Below are 18,479 nucleotides of genomic sequence, written 5' to 3'. Positions count from 1 at the left end.
CACCATCCTTATAACAACTATACCTCGACCCGTCTTCCCCCACACGCGCCCTTCCCGTGGGTCGGGGGTTACCCGCTGGGGGAGCGGGGGCCGGGCCCGGTCGTACGACCGGGCCCGGCCCTTTCGCGTGCCCGGCCTCCGCCCGTCGGTCACTCGTCCGGAGTGTCGCGTTATGAAGATTTCCGTCCTATACATCAAGATGTCCGCGCAATCATCGTGATGCGTCCCTGTGTGTCCGTCCGGACGTGCAACGCGTCCGGCTGGTCGGATTCGGCGGAGAGGGTTCGGGATGAGCAGCGCCTCCAGGTCATCGACGTCGTCCGGGTCGTCGGCAGCGGCCCCGGTCCACGGCTTCGTCGTCGTACGGGGGCGCGGCTACCGGCCCGACCAGGTGGACGCGTACGCGGACGCGCTCTCCGCGGACCGGGACGCGGCCTGGGAGCGCGCCGCCCGGCTGACGGTCCTGGCCAAGCACATGGAGGCGGAGACCGAGGCGCTGCGGGAGACGGTCGCCCGACTCGGCGAGCAGACCTACGAGTCGCTGGGGCAGGGCGCCCGTCGGCTGTACGAGCTGGGGCAGCAGGAGGCCGACGCCGTACGGGACCGGGCCCGGCGGGAGGCGCGGCGTACGACGGAGGGGGGGCGCACAGGCGCCGAGGCCGTGCTCCAGGAGGCGCGGGCGTACGCCGACGCGGTGCGCGCGCAGGCCGAGGAGTGGGCGCGTCGCCGGCTGCGCGCGGCCCAGGCGCAGGCCGAGGAGATGCGGATCGCGGTGCGGCACGAGGTGCGCGAGTGCCGCAGTGAGGCGCTGAAGGCGCTGCGCGAGGCGCGCCGCGCCACCTCCCGGATGCTGACCGAGCAGAGCCGCGAGCACGAGGAGCGGATGATCGCGACCGAGCGCGAACTGTCCGGCCGCCAGGCCGCGCTGGAGGCGGAGCAGGCCGTACGGCTGGCCGCCGTCGAGGCGGCGCTGAGCGAGGCGGAGCAGTCGCTCGCCGATGCGCGGGAGGCGGCGCGGCGCGGTCCCGAGCAGGCGCGGGCGCGGGCGGCGGAGGTGCTGGCCGAGGCGCGGCGGCAGGCGGAGCGGACCGCCCGGGAGACCGAGCGGGTGCTGCGCGCGCACGGCGAGATGTGGGACGACATGCGCGCCCAGATGGACACCGTCCAGGACAGCATCACGACCCTGACCGGACGGGCGGCCCGGGTGCCGCAGTGACGCGCGCGACGACCGGGCCCCGGCGGGCCGGGCCCGGGTCCGCGGGTGGAGACGACCCTGAGAGGAACTCCACCCGACGGTGGAAACCCCCTAGGGGTTGCTCCGTACCGGGGTGGGGGGCGGCTTCGTCCCACCGGAGGACGAGAAGGCCCACGCCCCGTCCTTAACCTGGCTTTACGCCACCGGGGGGTGGCCGGCCGCACCGAGGGGGGTGGGGTTTTCCCCCGTGGAAGACGGTGCCGAGCACCAGCGCGCCGACGGCCCGCACCGGACAGACTCTTCGACGTGGCGAAGACGTGCTGAAGACGCACCGAAGGCGCACCGAGGACGGGCCGGAAGGGGCCGTCCCGACGCACCGTCACCCGGGCGCGGTCCCACCGCATCCGCTTCCGCACGCACCGCGCACCACGCACGCACCACACACGACGCACCCAGCACGCACGCGCCGCGAGCCCGCGCGCTTCACGCCTGACCGACATAGGAGACGTACCGTGACATCGGCTGTGACCATTCCCAGGCACGGGGGTACTGGAGGGACTACGGCCGTTGCCGCGCGAGCGCGGCAGGTCGTGAAGGCGTACGGGGCCGGGGAGACGCGCGTCGTCGCCCTCGACCACGTCGACGTGGACATCGCCCGCGGCCAGTTCACCGCGATCATGGGCCCCTCCGGGTCCGGCAAGTCCACCCTGATGCACTGCCTGGCCGGGCTCGACACCGTGACGAGCGGGCGGATACACCTGGCCGACACCGAGATAACCGGTCTGAAGGACAAAAAGCTCACGCAACTGCGCCGGGACCGGATCGGCTTCATCTTCCAGGCGTTCAACCTGCTGCCGACGCTGAGCGCGCTGGAGAACATCACGCTGCCCATGGACATCGCCGGCCGCAAGCCGGACCGGCAGTGGCTGGACCGGGTGGTGGAGACCGTCGGCCTGGCCGGCCGCCTCAAGCACCGGCCCAACCAGCTCTCCGGCGGCCAGCAGCAGCGCGTCGCCGTGGCCCGGGCGCTGGCCGCCCGGCCCGAGATCATCTTCGGCGACGAGCCGACCGGCAACCTCGACTCGCGGGCCGGCGCCGAGGTCCTCGGCTTCCTGCGCCGCTCCGTGGACGAGCTGGGCCAGACCATCGTGATGGTCACCCACGACCCGGTCGCCGCCTCCTACGCCGACCGGGTGCTCTACCTCGCCGACGGCCGGATCGTGGACGAGATGTACCGGCCGACCGCCGAGGCCGTCCTGGACCGGATGAAGGACTTCGACGCACGGGGGCGTACGTCATGACCGTGCTGAAGACCTCGCTGCGCAACTTCCTCGCGCACAAGGGGCGGATGGCGCTGTCGGCGGTGGCGGTGCTGCTCTCGGTGGCGTTCGTCTGCGGGACCCTGGTGTTCACCGACACGATGAACACCACGTTCGACAAGCTGTTCGCGGCCACCGCCTCCGATGTGACGGTCAGCGCCAAGGGCGCCTCCGACACCGGCGAGACCACCTCCGGCACCGGCAGGCCGCCGGTCATGCCGGCCTCCGTGCTCGACACGGTGCGCCGCACGGCCGGGGTGAAGTCGGCCGAGGGCGCGGTGTCGTCCACCTCGGTGACCGTCGTGGACGCCGCCAAGGACAGCCTCTCGCCGAGCAGCGGCGGCCCCACCATCGTCGCCAGCTGGGGCGCCACCGACGCCCGCACCATGAAGATCACCTCCGGCGCCGCGCCCGAGGGCCCCGGCCAGGTCATGGTGGACGAGGACACCGCCGACAAGCACCACCTGAAGCTCGGTGACCGGATCGCCGTGATCAGCGCGGTCGGCACCCACCCGGCGAAGGTCTCCGGCATCGCCGCCTTCACCGTCACCAACCCCGGCGCCGCGCTCTTCTACCTGGACACGAAGACCGCCCAGCAGACCCTGGTGGGCCGAACCGGCGTCTACACCAACGTCAACGTCACCGCGGCGGCCGGCGTCACCGACCCGCAGCTCAAGCAGAAGGTGACGGCCGCGCTCGGCGGCGGTTACAAGGTGCAGACCGCCAAGGAGGTCGCCGACGCCAACCGCAAGGAACTCGGCAGCTTCCTGGACGTGATGAAGTACGCGATGCTCGGCTTCGCCGGGATCGCCTTCCTCGTCGGCATCTTCCTGATCATCAACACCTTCTCCATGCTGGTCACCCAGCGCACCCGCGAGATCGGCCTGATGCGCGCCATCGGCTCCTCCCGCAAGCAGGTCAACCGCTCGGTGCTGGCCGAGGCGCTGCTGCTCGGCGTGACCGGCTCGGTCCTCGGCGTCGGCGCGGGCGTCGGCATCGCCGTCGGGCTGATGAAGCTCATGGGCAGCATGGGCATGAACCTGTCCACCGACGACCTGACCGTCGCGTGGACGACGCCGGTGCTCGGCCTGGTGCTCGGCGTCGTCGTCACCGTGGTCGCCGCCTACCTGCCGGCCCGCCGCGCCGGCCGGATCTCGCCGATGGCCGCGCTGCGCGACGCCGGCGCCCCCGCCGACGCCCGCGCCGGACGCGTCCGGGCCGCGCTCGGACTGCTCCTCACCGGCGCCGGCGGCGCGTCGCTGTACGCGGCGGCCCAGGCCTCCGAGGCGAGCGAGGGCTCGCTGTGGCTCGGCCTCGGCGTGGTGCTGTCGCTGATCGGCCTCGTGGTCGTCGGCCCGCTGCTGGCCGGCGCGGTGGTCCGGGTGCTCGGCGCGGTGCTGCTGCGGGTCTTCGGCCCGGTCGGCCGGATGGCCGAGCGCAACGCGCTGCGCAACCCGCGCCGCACCGGCGCCACCGGCGCCGCACTGATGATCGGCCTGGCCCTGGTGGCCTGCCTGTCGGTGGTCGGCTCCTCCATGGTGGCCTCGGCCACCGACCAGCTCGACAAGACCGTCGGCACGGACTTCATCATCCAGTCCGACCGCGGCCAGCTGATCACCCCGCAGGCCGTGCAGGCCGTGAAGTCGGTGCCGCAGCTGGAGCGGGTCACCGAGTACCGGCTGCTCGACGTCGCCCTGACCACGCCCGACGGCGAGGTGACCCGGAAGAAGACGCTCAACGCCGCCGACGCCTCCTACGCCGAGGACCTGCGCACCAAGACGGTGGCGGGGAAGCTCGCCGACGCCTACCGCGCCGACTCGATGTCCGTCGTCGAGGGCTTCGCCAAGGACCACGGGCTGAAGATCGGCTCCAAGGTCTCGGTCGACTTCGGGGACGGCCGTACGGCACGGCTCACCGTGCGCGCCGTCACCAGCGACGACGTCGTGGTGGACAAGGGCGCGATGTACACCTCCATCGCCACCGTCGCCCGGTACGTGCCCGCCGACCGGATGCCGCTGGACGTGCTGGTCTTCGGCACCGCCAAGGACGGGCAGCAGGACGCCGCCTACCGGGCGCTCAAGACGAAGCTGCACGACTACCCGCAGTACACCGTGCGCGACCAGAGCGACTACAAGCAGGCGCTGAAGGACCAGATCGGGCAGCTGCTCAACCTGATCTACGGCCTGCTCGCCCTCGCGATCATCGTGGCGGTGCTCGGCGTGGTGAACACGCTGGCCCTGTCGGTGGTGGAGCGCACCCGGGAGATCGGTCTGATGCGGGCCATCGGCCTCTCCCGGCGGCAGCTGCGCCGGATGATCCGCCTGGAGTCGGTGGTGATCGCCCTGTTCGGCGCGCTGCTCGGCCTCGGCCTCGGCATGGGCTGGGGCGCCACCGCGCAGAAGCTCCTCGCCCTGGAGGGCCTGCACGTCCTGGACATCCCCTGGCCCACCATCATCGGCGTCTTCGTCGGCTCGGCCTTCGTGGGCCTGTTCGCCGCCCTGGTCCCGGCGTTCCGGGCGGGCCGGATGAACGTCCTGAACGCCATCGCCACGGAGTAGCGGACCGCCGGGACGCCGCGCGCCACGGGGGTGCGCACGGGGTCCCGGCGGGGGAGGGCCGGCCCGGGGCCGGGAAGCCGCGAAGGCTTCCCGGCCCCGGGCCGTCGTGTTCCGCGGGGGCAGCGCCGGTCTTCGACGCCGAGGACGAGTACGAGGGCGCGCTGACGACCGCGGGGCGGCCGGTGCCCGGTGCCGGCCGGCCTCAGGGCGGTCTTCGCGCGCCGCGTCACGGCTGGTCCGACCTCGGCACGGAGTGATGCGGCACGGAGTGAAGCGACGCGCACGGCCGCCGGTCCCGTCCGGCGGGGCGGCGCGTGACCGCTGCCGTGCGTCCACCGCCCGCGCCCGCGCGCCTCCCCGCCCCCGCCGTACCGGCCCCCGTTCCGACGGGCCGCCCGGTGGCGCCGGGGCCGTCGTCCACAGCCGCCCGTCGGCCCCGTCCCCGGCGTCGTACGCTGAAGGAGCCCCGGCCCGTCGCACGAGTCGGGCTCTTCGCGTTGTCCACACCACCCTGTCACCCCGGACGGAAGCCCCCGCCATGAGCCTGCACGGTCTGCTCGACGCCGTCGTCAAGGATGCCGCCCTCGCGGAAGCGATCGCCGCCGCGGCCGACGGCAACCGCATGCACGTCGACGTGGTGGGGCCGCCCGCGGCCCGGCCCTTCGCCATCGCCGCCCTGGCCCGCGAGGCGGGCCGGCCCGTGCTCGCGGTGACCGCGACCGGGCGGGAGGCCGAGGACCTGGCCGCCGCCCTGCGCTCGCTGCTGCCGGCCGAGGGCGTCGTGGAGTACCCCTCCTGGGAGACCCTGCCGCACGAGCGGCTCAGCCCGCGCAGCGACACCGTCGGCCGCCGCCTCGCCGTGCTGCGCCGCCTCGCGCACCCCCGCGCCGACGACCCCGAGACCGGTCCCGTCTCCGTCGTCGTCGCCCCCGTGCGCTCGGTGCTCCAGCCGCAGGTCAAGGGCCTCGGCGATCTGGAACCGGTGGCCCTGCGCACCGGCCAGAGCGCCGACCTGAACCAGGTGGTGGAGGCCCTGGCCGCCGCCGCGTACGCGCGTGTGGAGCTGGTGGAGAAGCGCGGCGAGTTCGCCGTGCGCGGCGGCATCCTCGACGTGTTCCCGCCCACCGAGGAACACCCCCTGCGCGTCGAGTTCTGGGGCGACGACGTCGAGGAGATCCGCTACTTCAAGGTCGCCGACCAGCGCTCCCTGGAGGTCGCCGAGCACGGCCTGTGGGCGCCGCCCTGCCGTGAGCTGCTGCTCACCGACGAGGTGCGCGAGCGGGCCCGCGCCCTGGCCGAGGCCCACCCGGAGCTGGGCGAGCTGCTCGGCAGGATCGCCGAGGGCATCGCCGTGGAGGGCATGGAGTCCCTGGCGCCCGTCCTGGTGGACGACATGGAACTGCTGCTCGACGTGCTGCCCAAGGGCGCCATGGCCGTGGTCTGCGACCCGGAGAGGGTCCGCACCCGCGCCGCCGACCTGGTCGCCACCTCCCAGGAGTTCCTCCAGGCGTCCTGGGCCGCGACCGCGGGCGGCGGCGAGGCGCCCATCGACGTGGACGCGGCCTCCCTGTGGTCCATCGCGGACGTGCGGGAGCGGGCGCGCGAACTGGACATGATGTGGTGGTCGATCACGCCGTTCGCCGCCGAGGAGAGCGCCGACGACGGCGACACCCTCAAGCTCGGCATGCACGCCCCCGACACCTACCGGGGCGACACCGCCAAGGCGCTCGCCGACACCAAGGGCTGGCTCGCCGACGGCTGGCGCACCGTCTTCGTCACCGAGGGCCACGGCCCGGCCGCCCGCACGGTCGAGGTGCTCGGCGCGGAGGGCATCGCGGCCCGCCTCGCCGTCACCGACGGCCGCACCGGCGACCTCGGCGAGCTGTCCCCGTCGGTGGTGCACGTGGCGTGCGGCTGCATCGACACCGGCTTCGTCGACCCCGCCCTCAAGCTGGCCGTGCTCACCGAGACCGACCTGTCCGGCCAGCGCACCGCGAGCCGCGACGGCGCCCGGATGCCGGCCCGCCGCCGCAAGACCATCGACCCGCTCACCCTGGAGGCGGGCGACTACATCGTCCACGAGCAGCACGGCGTGGGCCGCTACATCGAGATGGTGCAGCGCACCGTGCAGGGCGCCACCCGCGAGTACCTCGTCGTGGAGTACGCCCCCGCCAAGCGCGGCCAGCCCGGTGACCGCCTCTACATCCCCACCGACCAGCTGGAGCAGATCACCAAGTACGTCGGCGGCGAGGCGCCCACCCTGCACCGGCTCGGCGGCGCCGACTGGACCAAGACCAAGGCGCGCGCCAAGAAGGCGGTCAAGGAGATCGCCGCCGACCTCATCAAGCTCTACTCGGCCCGGATGGCCGCCCCCGGCCACGCCTTCGGCGCCGACACCCCCTGGCAGCGCGAGCTGGAGGACGCCTTCCCGTACGCGGAGACGCCCGACCAGCTCACCACCATCGCCGAGGTCAAGGAGGACATGGAGAAGTCGGTCCCGATGGACCGGCTGATCTGCGGCGACGTCGGCTACGGCAAGACCGAGATCGCGGTACGCGCCGCCTTCAAGGCCGTCCAGGACGGCAAGCAGGTCGCCGTCCTCGTCCCCACCACGCTGCTGGTGCAGCAGCACTTCGGCACCTTCTCCGAGCGCTACGCCCAGTTCCCGGTGAACGTGAGGGCGCTCTCCCGCTTCCAGACCGACACCGAGGCCAAGGCCGTCCTGGAGGGCCTGCGCGAGGGCTCGGTGGACGTCGTGATCGGCACCCACCGGCTGTTCGCCTCCGAGACCAGGTTCAAGGACCTGGGCCTGGTCATCGTGGACGAGGAGCAGCGCTTCGGCGTCGAGCACAAGGAGCAGCTGAAGAAGCTGCGCGCCAACGTGGACGTGCTCACCATGTCCGCCACCCCGATCCCCAGGACCCTGGAGATGGCGGTCACCGGCATCCGCGAGATGTCCACGATCACCACCCCACCCGAGGAACGCCACCCGGTGCTCACCTTCGTCGGGCCCTACGAGGAGAAGCAGATCAGTGCGGCGGTCCGCCGCGAACTGCTGCGCGAGGGCCAGGTCTTCTACATCCACAACCGGGTGGAGTCCATCGACCGGGCCGCCGCCCGGCTGCGCGAGATCGTCCCCGAGGCGCGGATCGCCACCGCCCACGGCCAGATGTCCGAACAGGCCCTGGAGCAGGTGGTGGTGGACTTCTGGGAGAAGAAGTTCGACGTGCTGGTGTCCACCACGATCGTCGAGTCCGGCATCGACATCTCCAACGCCAACACCCTCATCGTCGAGCGCGGCGACAACTTCGGCCTCTCCCAGCTGCACCAGCTGCGCGGCCGGGTCGGCCGGGGCCGCGAGCGCGGCTACGCCTACTTCCTCTACCCGCCGGAGAAGCCGCTGACGGAGACCGCCCACGAGCGGCTGGCCACCATCGCCCAGCACACCGAGATGGGCGCGGGCATGTACGTGGCGATGAAGGACCTGGAGATCCGCGGCGCGGGCAACCTGCTCGGCGGCGAGCAGTCCGGGCACATCGCGGGCGTCGGCTTCGACCTGTACGTCCGGATGGTCGGCGAGGCCGTCGCCGACTACCGGCGGCAGCTGGAGTCGGGCGGCGTGGAGGAGGAGCCGCCGCTGGAGGTCAAGATCGAGCTGCCCGTCGACGCGCACGTCCCGCACGACTACGCGCCCGGCGAGCGGCTGCGCCTCCAGGCCTACCGGTCCATCGCGGCCGCCAACTCGGAGGAGGACGTCAAGGCCGTCCGCGAGGAACTCACCGACCGTTACGGCAAGCTGCCCGAGCCGGTGGAGAACCTGCTGCTGGTGGCCGGGCTGCGGATGCTGGCCCGCGCGTGCGGGGTCGGCGAGATCGTCCTCCAGGGCGCCAACATCCGCTTCGCGCCCGTGGAGTTGCGCGAGTCGCAGGAGCTGCGCCTCAAGCGCCTGTACCCGGGCACGGTCATCAAGCCGGCCGCCCACCAGATCCTCGTGCCCCGACCGAAGACGGCGAAGGTCGGCGGCAAGCCGCTGGTCGGACGCGAACTGCTGGGCTGGGTGGGCGAGTTCCTGGCGTCGGTGCTGGGGTCGTAGCGCGGCGGGGGCACGGGCGGGCCGTCGCCCGCGCCGGCGGGGGAGCTTGCCCGCGCCCTTTGGGGTCGGCCTGCCCGAGCCGGGGGTCGCGCCCGGGGGTGCCGCCCGTGTCGTCCGGGGTGTCGTACGCGACACCGACCGAATACACCCCATCTGCTCCTTTTGCCTCTTCGCGCCCCAAGTGGGCTGTACTTGCGTCTGGTTACGGTGGGCACAGGTAAGACAGGCCCGCGCGCACCAGGGGCGGGGCCGAAGAGGCGAGGGAGGGTTCATGGGCGCGCAGGTGTGTCATGGTCGCGAGGAACACGCGGGGCGTCGCGGGATGCGGCGCCCCCTCGCACGCACCGGGCTCGCGGTGTGCGCCGCGGTGGCCCTGGTCGCCGGCTGCAAGGGCGGGGTGGACAAGACGGACGGCGCCGACGGCGCCAAGGGCGGCGGGGCGAGCAGCCGGGCGCCGGTCTCGGACGGGCACGCCGTCAGCCCGCTGAAGAACCCGGACGGCACCAGGCCGGGCCTGGCCCCGCTGACGAGCGACACCGACCGGGCCGCGGCCCGCAAGATCATCGCGACCGTGGCGACGAAGGGGCGCGGCCCGAAGACGGGCTACGACCGGGACGAGTTCGGCTACGCCTGGATGGACAGCGTCGACGGCGTGCCGTACGCGCACAACGGCTGCGACACCCGCAACGACCTGCTCAAGCGCGACGGCCAGAAGGTCGCCTTCCGCAAGGGCTCCAACTGCGTGGTCACCTCGATGACGCTGGCCGACCCGTACACGGGCCGCACCATCCGGTGGACCAAGGCGCACGCGACGACCGTCCAGATCGACCATGTGATGCCGCTGTCCTACGACTGGCAGATGGGCGCCGCGCACTGGACCAAGGAGAAGCGCGAGCAGATCGCCAACGACCCGCTCAACCTGATCCCCGTGGACGGCCCGGCCAACGGCGCCAAGAGCGACTCGGGCCCGGCGACCTGGCTGCCGCCGAGCAAGGACATCCGGTGCGCGTACAGCGTGCGCTTCGCCCAGGTCTCGCTGAAGTACAAGCTGCCGGTGACGACGGCGGACAAGCAGATGATGCTGAAGCAGTGCGGCGGCTGACGGCCGGGACGCGGGCGCTCAGGCCCGTGCCGGCACTCCCGCGACGAACCGCGGCCCGTCCCCGCGGTGCTGCACCGGGAAGGTGATCTTCAGGCCCTGCTCCTGCCCGGCGATCGCGAGGTGCGTGACGTACTGGAGGCCGAGGAAGGCCTTCTTCGAGGCGCCGGCCGACACGTGCGCCAGCGGCAGGTCCAGTACGAGCGCGCCGGGCTTGCCGCCCCGGTTGCCGTCGAGGAACAGTACCCGCCGGTCGGTCAGCGCGAGGTACAGCGGGCGGGGCGTGACGGCCGCCATCACCGTGCCGGCGCTGAGCACGCCGACCACGGCGGCGGTGACCGCCTGCCTGCGCAAGGACACCGAGCCGACACCGGCCAGGCTGGTCAGCCGCACCTGCTCGCCGGGGGCGAGCAACGGGGCTGTGGCGTCCATCAGCTGACGGGCGCGGCGGGAGTTGAGAGCCATGGGGACTCCTGGGGAGGGGACGGGACACGGAACGGAAGGACAGGAGAGGGCGAGGAGGACGGCGGCGGAACGGGACCACGCGGCCCCCGCACGCACCGGCCCGCGACCCGCCCGGCGCCCGTACCGGCCCCGGCCGAGTCCTCAGCGGCCGTACGGGTAGCCGTACGGGCCCTGCGGCGCCGGCCCGTACGGCGCCGGCTGGGGCGTGGGCCGGTCGAAGACCGCGAACAGCAGCATCAGCGTCGCCGCCAGCAGACAGGCGATGAAGACCAGGCCGAGGAGCGCGTCGTCGGACCCCTCCTCGGGCATGAGCGAGATCCAGGTCACCAGCACGCAGTCGAACAGCGTGAACGAGGCGAAGGCGCCCCAGTCGGAGCCCCGGCCGCGGCGGACCGCCACGTACAGGAACGGCACCCACACCAGCAGGCCCATCGAGCCCCATGCCAGGACCGACCAGGCGATCCGCTGGAACCAGCCGGCCTCCAGCTGCTTTTCCATCTCTACCCCCCAAGGCAGTGCAGGGGGCAAGGTTAAGCCACGGGGCGCCGGGAGCAGGCCGTGCGGCGACGAGGCGTCAGGAGGCCGGCTGCGCGGACGGCTTGGCCGACTTCAGGGACGCGACGATCCGCTGCGTCAGCTTTCTCGCCGTGGCCGCGCCGTCGTCGTGGCCGTCCGTGGACAGCACGCTGACGACGTTCGTGCCGACACGGGCGGCGATCAGCGTCGTGCCGTTCTCCCAGGCGGGGGTTGTCAGGGTGATCTCGTACGCGGCGTCACCGAGACCGGGCACGGCCCGCTGGGCGACCTTCACCTTCGACTGGGTGTCGGAGTCGGTGAAACCGGTGCAGGAAGCGGCCGCCTTCGCCACGCCCGCCAGGACGTCCGCCGCCGTCGTGCCCCGGTAGGCGTCGATCTCCTGGCCGATGTCCTCGGAGGTGTTCTTGTTCACGTAGTCGTTCTGCGCGAAGGACACCCCGCCGATCCCGGTGATGTCGATCCAGCCGGTGGAGGCGAGCTTCGAGCAGTCCGGCTTCGCCGCGGGGGCCGTCGACGGGGGCGTGTACGTGTCGCCGGTGTCCCGGGCGGCGCCCGGGTCGACCGCGAAGCCGGAGGCGAAGAACGACGCGGGAGCGAGCGCCTTCTTCAGCTGGGTCCCCGTGAGCAGACCGGTGTTCGGGTCCTTCGCGGCGGCCGGGGACGCCGCGGCCGGGGACGCCGTGGCCGTGGCCGACGCGCTCTCGGAGGTGCCGCAGGCCGCCAGGGCCAGGGGAAGCGCGGCCACCGCGAGGAGGCGGGCGGCACGGGCGGTGCGGGACGGGATGTGCATCTGAGTCCTTCGAACAGTCATACGGGGTGCCAGCGGACCCTACGACGCCCAGCGTCTTCACGGTTCACGCACAGGTCATGCGGTGATCAACAGTCGGTCAAGGTCGCCGGACGAACGGAACCGGCCCCCGCTCGTCACCCTCGACGCCATTGTTTTTACCGTTGCTTGAGGGAATCATGTGGCGAGGCAGAGGCTCCGTTTCCCGTACGCGGAAGTCCCGTCGGTTACCGTGCGATCCGCTCCGCGTGCCCGGAGACCGTCGCAGACGGACCCGCACGCGGCATCAGGGGGTCCAGCACGTTCCCAGCGGACGTACGCCGTCACACGACGTGGCCGTAGGCCGCTCCGACACGCATGCACGCGCGCACCCGCGCGTGCGCGCCGACACACGCAGGGGTGGGGATGGCCGAGCACCGGCAGTCCAAGAAGCGCAGATACATCACGTGGGCAGTGGCCGGGGCCGCCGTCCTCGCGGGCGGTGGGATAGCGGCGCAGACCTCGATGGCCGCGACCACCTGGCCCGCCCAGAAGACCTATACCGGCCACGCCTTCGACACCTGCACCGCGCCCTCGCTGAACGCCATGAAGGCCTGGCGCGCCGACAAGTACTACGGAGCGGCGGCCGTCTACGTCGGCGGCAAGAACCGCGGCTGCAACCAGCCCAACCTCACCGCCTCCTGGGTGAAGTCGGTCAGCGCGCAGGGCTGGAAGCTCGTCCCGATCTACGTCGGCGCCCAGCCGCCGTGCCAGACCGGCTCCAACCCGGAGAAGCTCACCGCCGCCACCGCCGTCTCCCTCGGCACCGCCGACGCCAAGGACGCCGTGGCCAAGGCCGCCGCGCTCGGCATGAAGGCCGGCAGCGCGCTCTACCTCGACATGGAGCCGTACGACACGGCGAACAAGTCGTGCAACGACGCCGTGCTGGCCTACGTCCGCTCCTTCGACAAGGAGCTGCGCGCCAAGACCTACCGGGCCGGCTACTACGGCTTCACCAGCTCCAGCGCCAAGGCCGTCGCCACCGCCGGCGACAAGACCGACCTGCCCGGCAACCTCTGGTACGCACTGTGGGACGGCAAGGAGACCGTCACCTCCGACTGGCCCTGGGGCGCCACCCAGTTCACGAACCACAGCCGCGCCCACCAGTACAAGGTGAACAGCAAGGAGACCCGCGGCGGCTACACCCTCACCGTCGACCGCGACTGGTGGGACGCCCCCGTCGCGATCACCGGCTGACGGCCGCGTCCACCGCCGCCACCGGGAGGAGACGCGGACGCGAGGCGGCGGCGGTGCCCGAAGTCGCGGCGAATCGTTGGTCCAATGGCTTGGCCGGAGCCCGGCCGCTGCCTACCATCGATCACCGCAAGACTTTGTGCACCGCCGCACAAACTCTCCTCGGGAGGTTTCCTTGCACCGCCGCCGTCGCACCGCGCTCGTCCTGTCCGCCGCGATCGCCGCGGCGGCCCCCCTCCTGACCGCCTGCGGCAGCGACGCGCATCCCGGCGCCGCGGCCGTGGTGGGCGGACAGCGGATCACCGTCGCGCAGCTGCAGAGCCGGGTGGACGAAGTGCGCCGGGCGCAGCGCGCCGCGGTCCCCGACCAGGCGCAGTACGAGCAGGCCGTCGCCCGCACCGGCACGCTCTCCCGGGACACCCTGCACCAGATGGTGCTCGACCGGGTCCTGGACCGCGCCGCCCGGGACGCGGGCGTCGGCGTCACCCGCCGCGAGGTCCAGCAGCTGCGGGCCGGTCTGGAGCAGCGGGCGGGCGGCGCCAAGGCCCTGGAGACCGCCTGGCTCCAGCAGTACGGCGTGGCCCCCGAGCGCCTCGACGACAACCTCCGCCTCCAGGTGGAGGCGCAGAAGCTGGCGACGAAGCTCCACACGGACACCTCCCAGCCCGCCTTCTGGCAGGCCCTGTCCAACGCCTCCGGTGCACTGCGCGTCGACCTCAACCCGCGCTACGGCGCCTGGGACGTCCAGAAGGGCGGCGTCGAGGCGAAGGCGCCGTGGCTGCGGGACGTGACGGCGGCGGGGGCGTGAGGCAGCGTACGGCCTGAGGGGGCCGCCCCGGCCGCCCTGTGGACACCTCACGGGCACCGGCACCCGGCCCCCGCTGCCCCTGTGGACGACTCGGGGGGCCGTCGGCGCGGTGGGTTACGTTCGAGGGGTGAACACCACCGCCGCCGCCCACAGCACCGAAGCCGCCCCCGGCCGCATCGTCCTGCTCACCACCAGCCACCGGGTCGCCCCCGGACTGCTGTCCTGGCCCGCCTGGCGTGCACTGCACGGTGCTGACCGGGTGCTGTGCGCGGACGGAGCGCATCCGCAGCTGCCGTATCTGCGCGAGGCGGGCGTCACGGTCGACGAGGCGGCGCCGACCGCCGAGGACCTGGTCGCCGCCTGTGCCGGCGGCCGTACGGTGGTGGTCGTGGCCACCGGCGAGGGCGAACCGGCCCTCACCGACGGCCTCGCCCGCCTCGCCGGCTCCGGCCGGGTGAGCATGCCGGAACTGGAACTGCTCCCCGCCTCCTACGACCTCCCCGGCGCCCGCCTGCTGGACCTGGTGCAGGTGATGGACCGCATCCGCGCCGAGTGCCCGTGGTCGTCCCGGCAGACCCACCAGGGCCTGGCCAAGTACGCCATCGAGGAGGCCTACGAGCTGGTCGAGTCGATCGAGGCCGGCGACCGCGGGGAACTGCGCGAGGAGTTGGGGGACGTCCTGCTCCAGGTGGTCTTCCACGCCCGGATCGCCGAGGAGGACGCCGAGGAGCCGTTCTCCGTCGACGACGTGGCCGGCGGCATCGTCACCAAGCTGATCCACCGCCACCCGCACGTCTTCGGCGACGAGAGCGCCACCACCCCGGAAGAGGTCAAGGAGCACTGGCTGCGCACGAAGGCGGTGGAGAAGCGCCGCGCCTCGGTGACGGACGGCATCCCCCTGGGCCAGCCCGCCCTGGCTCTGGCCGCCAAACTCGCCTCCCGGGCCCGCACGGCCGGCCTCGCCGTCCCCCTCCCCCGAGGAGAGGGCATCGGCTACACCCTCCTGAGCCTGGCCGCAGAAGCCGAATCCCGGGGAACAGACCCGGAGGCGGCACTGAGAGCAGCGGCAAGGACGTACAGGGACGCGATCAGAAGGACAGAGGGAGTCTGAGGGAGCTGGAGGGAAGCGGCCGGGGAGTCCCGGAGGGCCGGCTGAGGGGCGCGGGGCTGTACTGATGTGCGGCTCCGCCGCGTGGGCGCGCCCGGCCTCACGGATCCGCACGGGCCAACGAGCCTCAGCGGGCTCTGCGGGCGCAGCCCCCAGGTTCGGGACGGGAAGGAGGTGCGGGGGGCGGCCCGTCCCGGACCGCCCCCCGCACCCTCACGACTAGGGTCACCCCCATGCAAGACCAGCCACCCACCCCCGACCCCACCCCGCGCCGGGAAGACCCCGAAGGCACCGCACCCCACCAGGCCCCCACAGCCGCCCCCACCCTCTTCACCTGGGACTTCGCCACCAACCCCTACCCCGCCTACGCCTGGCTCAGAGAACACGCCCCCGTGCACCGCACCCGCCTTCCCAGCGGAGTGGAGGCCTGGCTGGTCACCCGCTACCCCGACGCCAGACAGGCCCTGGCCGACCCCCGCCTCTCCAAGAACCCCGCGCATCACCACGAACCGGCCCACGCCAAGGGGAAGACCGGCATCCCGGGCGAGCGCAAGGCCGACCTGATGACGCACCTGCTCAACATCGACCCCCCGGACCACACCCGCCTGCGCCGCCTGGTCAGCAAGGCCTTCACCCCCCGCCGCGTCGCGGAGTTCGCCCCCCGCGTCCAGGAACTCGCCGACGACCTCATCGACCGCTTCGCCGCGCACGGCAGCGCCGACCTCATCCACGAGTTCGCCTTCCCCCTGCCCATCTACGCCATCTGCGACCTGCTCGGCGTCCCCCGCGAGGACCAGGACGACTTCCGGGACTGGGCGGGGATGATGATCCGGCACGGCAAGGGCCCCCGCGGCGGCGTCGCCCGCTCGGTGAAGAAGATGCGCGCCTACCTCGCCGACCTCATCCACCGCAAGCGCCTGGCGCTCCCCGCCGAGCCCACCCCCGGCGAGGACCTCATCTCCGGTCTGATCCGCGCCTCCGACCACGGCGAGCACCTCACCGAGAACGAGGCCGCGGCCATGGCCTTCATCCTGCTGTTCGCGGGCTTCGAGACCACGGTCAACCTCATCGGCAACGGCACCTACGCCCTGCTCACCCACCCGGACCAGCGCGGCCGGCTGCAGAGGTCGCTCGCCGCGGGGGAACGCGGCCTGCTGGAGACCGGTGTGGAGGAACTGCTGCGCTACGACGGCCCGGTGGAGCTGGCCACCTGGCGGTTCGCCACCCGCCCGCTCACCCTCGGCGGCCAGGACATCGCCGCCGGCGACCCGGTGCTGGTGGTGCTGGCCGCGGCCGACCGGGACCCGGAGCGGTTCGCCGACCCGGACACCCTGGACCTCGCCCGGCGGGACAACCAGCACCTCGGCTACGGCCACGGCATCCACTACTGCCTCGGCGCGCCGCTCGCCCGGCTGGAGGGCCAGACCGCGCTGGCCACCCTCCTCACCCGGCTGCCCGACCTGCGACTGGACGCGGACCCGGCGGAGTTGCGCTGGCGCGGCGGCCTCATCATGCGCGGCCTGCGCACCCTCCCGGTCCGCTTCACCCCGACCCCGACCCCGACCCCGAACCCCGTCCCCGGCTCCACTCGCGACCCCGCCCCGGGCCCCGACCGGACTCCCGCCCCGCCCCCTTCCACGTCTCCTTGACGAACGCAAAGCTGATACGAGTTCAACTATGTGATGTTCACGTGATCTACGCGGCATTAACTTGTGACAAGTGATCGGGAGCGGCTACCTTCACGCATCAGCGCGGCGGCGGTCACCGCCCGCCGCGCCGTCACCGTTGTCGCCGAAAGGTCTCCGCATGCTCTCCGGGAACGGTCGTCACCGTCGCCCCCGCCAGGCTCCGGCCCTCCTCGTCGCCGCCGGCGTCACCGGCTCGGCCATCGCCATCCCGCTCGTCGCCGCCTCCGGCGCCAGCGCGGCCGACGGCACCACGTGGGACAAGGTGGCGCAGTGCGAGACCGGCGGCTCCTGGAGCGCCGACAACGGCAACGGCTACTACGGGGGCCTGCTGCTGACGCAGGACGACTGGGAGCAGTACGGCGGCCTCGCGTACGCGGCGAGCCCCGACCAGGCCAGCCGGTCCCAGCAGATAGCCGTGGCCGAGAAGATACTCGCCGACCGCGGCCCGGGCGCCTGGCACACCTGCGGGCTGCTCGCCGGGCTCACCAGGAGTTCGGGCGCGGCCGAGGTCGACACGGGCGTGGGCGGTTCCGCGCCCACCACTTCCGGGAAGGGCGCGACAGGCACCGGCAAGTCGTCCGGTTCATCCGGTACCTCCGGTTCGTCCGGCGACGAGGACCCCGGCCTGTCCGACTCGTCCCACGGTTCGTCCAACTCCACCGGTTCGTCCGGTTCCACCGCCGCCGACGGCGACACGACGGACTCGCCGTCCGGTACGCCCGGTACGTCCCGTTCGGCGGACCGGCCCGACGACCCCGCCGCGAAGCAGTCCACTTCGCCCTCCTCGCCCACGAAGAAGGACGACACGGCCAAGTCCGACACATCCCACACGTCCGGTACGCCTGGTACGACCCCCTCGGCGGGTGCCGGGTCCGGCGACTCCGACTACTCGGTCAACCCCCAGCAGGTGGTGGGCTCTTCGGCCCTCGTGGACACCGGGGCGCTGGGCGGCGGCCGGCATCGCGGCGGCAGCGCCGCCGAGGACCCCGCTGGCGACTCCGCGGCCGCCGCGGGCGGTCGGCACGCCTCCCGGACCGACGGACTCGCCACCGACACGGTCGGCGGCTCCTACACCGTCCGCTCCGGCGACTCCCTCGCCTCCATCGCCGACTCCCTTGACGTGGACGGTGGATGGCACGCGCTCTACGCCGCCAACCAGAGCGTCATCGGCTCCGACCCGAACCGCGTCGCCGCCGGTCAGACCCTGGATGTCCCCGCCGAAAACGCCGCAAACTAGGGGGAGTTCACGTCACGCTTCGCGCCGAATGTCCCTTTCGGTGAAAGTGTGGGATGAGTCTCAGAAGCCCTGATCGTCTTTGAAATTCCGTCGATCGCGTGTCTACGGTCGTGATCGCTCGCCACCGCGAGCCCCGGCGGCCGCAACGCCGAATCCTGCCAGCGGCCGTACGGGAACAGTCGTCGCGTCACGCGCCGCAGGCAGGAGCGGGGGACCCAGGTAAGTTGCCGCGCCGGTCGGTTGACCGGAGCGGCTGGGGGTGAAGCCGTGCCTCATCGAGGGCGCGGCCGGGCAACTCAACCGGCCCGAACCCGACAGCTCACCTCGCAGGCGTCGGTGAGGGGATCCAACC

The 18,479-nt window shown here is 72.8% G+C and carries 13 protein-coding genes and 1 riboswitch; of the genes, 10 read left to right on the top strand and 3 right to left on the bottom strand.

Translation table 11 applies throughout. The features are described 5' to 3' along the window. Window positions 1-289 precede the first annotated feature (289 nt). From AB0N63_RS29350 to AB0N63_RS29330, 5 genes are all read left to right on the top strand, one after another. Window positions 290-1,216: a cellulose-binding protein gene (locus AB0N63_RS29350; protein ID WP_365533474.1), complete on the top strand. Its 927-nt coding sequence runs from the start codon at window positions 290-292 to the stop codon at window positions 1,214-1,216. 491 nt (window positions 1,217-1,707) lie between these two features. After that, a complete protein-coding gene (locus AB0N63_RS29345) occupies window positions 1,708-2,496 on the top strand; it encodes an ABC transporter ATP-binding protein (protein WP_365533472.1) in 789 nt (262 codons plus the stop codon). After that, on the top strand, window positions 2,493-5,072 hold the full coding sequence (locus AB0N63_RS29340; protein ID WP_365533470.1) for an FtsX-like permease family protein: 2,580 nt from the start codon (window positions 2,493-2,495) through the stop codon (window positions 5,070-5,072). The genes AB0N63_RS29345 and AB0N63_RS29340 overlap by 4 nt, the downstream gene beginning before the upstream one ends. A gap of 538 nt (window positions 5,073-5,610) precedes the next feature. After that, window positions 5,611-9,165: a transcription-repair coupling factor gene (gene mfd, locus AB0N63_RS29335; protein ID WP_365533468.1), complete on the top strand. Its 3,555-nt coding sequence runs from the start codon at window positions 5,611-5,613 to the stop codon at window positions 9,163-9,165. A gap of 322 nt (window positions 9,166-9,487) precedes the next feature. Beyond that, window positions 9,488-10,267 carry an HNH endonuclease family protein gene (locus AB0N63_RS29330; RefSeq protein WP_365533465.1) on the top strand — a complete coding sequence of 260 codons (780 nt, stop codon included), beginning with the start codon at window positions 9,488-9,490 and terminating at the stop codon, window positions 10,265-10,267. An 18-nt stretch (window positions 10,268-10,285) separates the two neighbouring features. Here the strand turns inward: AB0N63_RS29330 and AB0N63_RS29325 are convergent, their stop codons facing one another. From AB0N63_RS29325 to AB0N63_RS29315, 3 genes are all read right to left on the bottom strand, one after another. Beyond that, a complete protein-coding gene (locus tag AB0N63_RS29325; protein WP_365533463.1) occupies window positions 10,286-10,729 on the bottom strand; it encodes a hypothetical protein in 444 nt (147 codons plus the stop codon). Between the two features lie 141 nt (window positions 10,730-10,870). Next, the gene (locus AB0N63_RS29320) at window positions 10,871-11,227 is read right to left on the bottom strand and encodes a hypothetical protein (protein WP_365533460.1); all 357 of its coding nucleotides are present in this window, start codon (window positions 11,225-11,227) and stop codon (window positions 10,871-10,873) included. A 76-nt stretch (window positions 11,228-11,303) separates the two neighbouring features. Further along, the gene (locus AB0N63_RS29315; protein ID WP_365533458.1) at window positions 11,304-12,056 is read right to left on the bottom strand and encodes a hypothetical protein; all 753 of its coding nucleotides are present in this window, start codon (window positions 12,054-12,056) and stop codon (window positions 11,304-11,306) included. A 402-nt stretch (window positions 12,057-12,458) separates the two neighbouring features. Here AB0N63_RS29315 and AB0N63_RS29310 point away from each other — a divergent pair, with 402 nt between their 5' ends. The 5 genes from AB0N63_RS29310 to AB0N63_RS29290 all read left to right on the top strand — a co-directional run bounded on the left by AB0N63_RS29310 (window position 12,459) and on the right by AB0N63_RS29290 (window position 18,127). Beyond that, window positions 12,459-13,289 (top strand): glycoside hydrolase domain-containing protein, encoded by an 831-nt coding sequence (locus tag AB0N63_RS29310; RefSeq protein WP_365533455.1) that lies wholly within the window; start codon window positions 12,459-12,461, stop codon window positions 13,287-13,289. A gap of 172 nt (window positions 13,290-13,461) precedes the next feature. Continuing rightward, window positions 13,462-14,094, top strand: a complete 633-nt coding sequence (locus AB0N63_RS29305; protein WP_365533453.1) for a SurA N-terminal domain-containing protein — start codon at window positions 13,462-13,464, stop codon at window positions 14,092-14,094. Between the two features lie 127 nt (window positions 14,095-14,221). Then, window positions 14,222-15,205 carry a nucleoside triphosphate pyrophosphohydrolase gene (locus tag AB0N63_RS29300; protein WP_365533451.1) on the top strand — a complete coding sequence of 328 codons (984 nt, stop codon included), beginning with the start codon at window positions 14,222-14,224 and terminating at the stop codon, window positions 15,203-15,205. 230 nt (window positions 15,206-15,435) lie between these two features. Then, complete coding sequence (locus AB0N63_RS29295; RefSeq protein WP_365533448.1) at window positions 15,436-16,851, top strand: cytochrome P450; 1,416 nt, start codon at window positions 15,436-15,438, stop codon at window positions 16,849-16,851. Between the two features lie 157 nt (window positions 16,852-17,008). Then, the gene (locus AB0N63_RS29290; RefSeq protein WP_365533445.1) at window positions 17,009-18,127 is read left to right on the top strand and encodes a transglycosylase family protein; all 1,119 of its coding nucleotides are present in this window, start codon (window positions 17,009-17,011) and stop codon (window positions 18,125-18,127) included. Window positions 18,128-18,309: 182 nt separating this feature from the next. Next, window positions 18,310-18,475, top strand: a riboswitch (cyclic di-AMP (ydaO/yuaA leader). The last annotated feature ends 4 nt before the right edge of the window (window positions 18,476-18,479 follow it).

Source organism: Streptomyces sp. NPDC093260, assembly GCF_040683715.1.
Taxonomy (GTDB): domain Bacteria; phylum Actinomycetota; class Actinomycetes; order Streptomycetales; family Streptomycetaceae; genus Streptomyces; species Streptomyces sennicomposti.
Note: the sequence above shows the minus strand (reverse complement) of the source record. Positions and strands in the feature narration are given on the sequence as shown.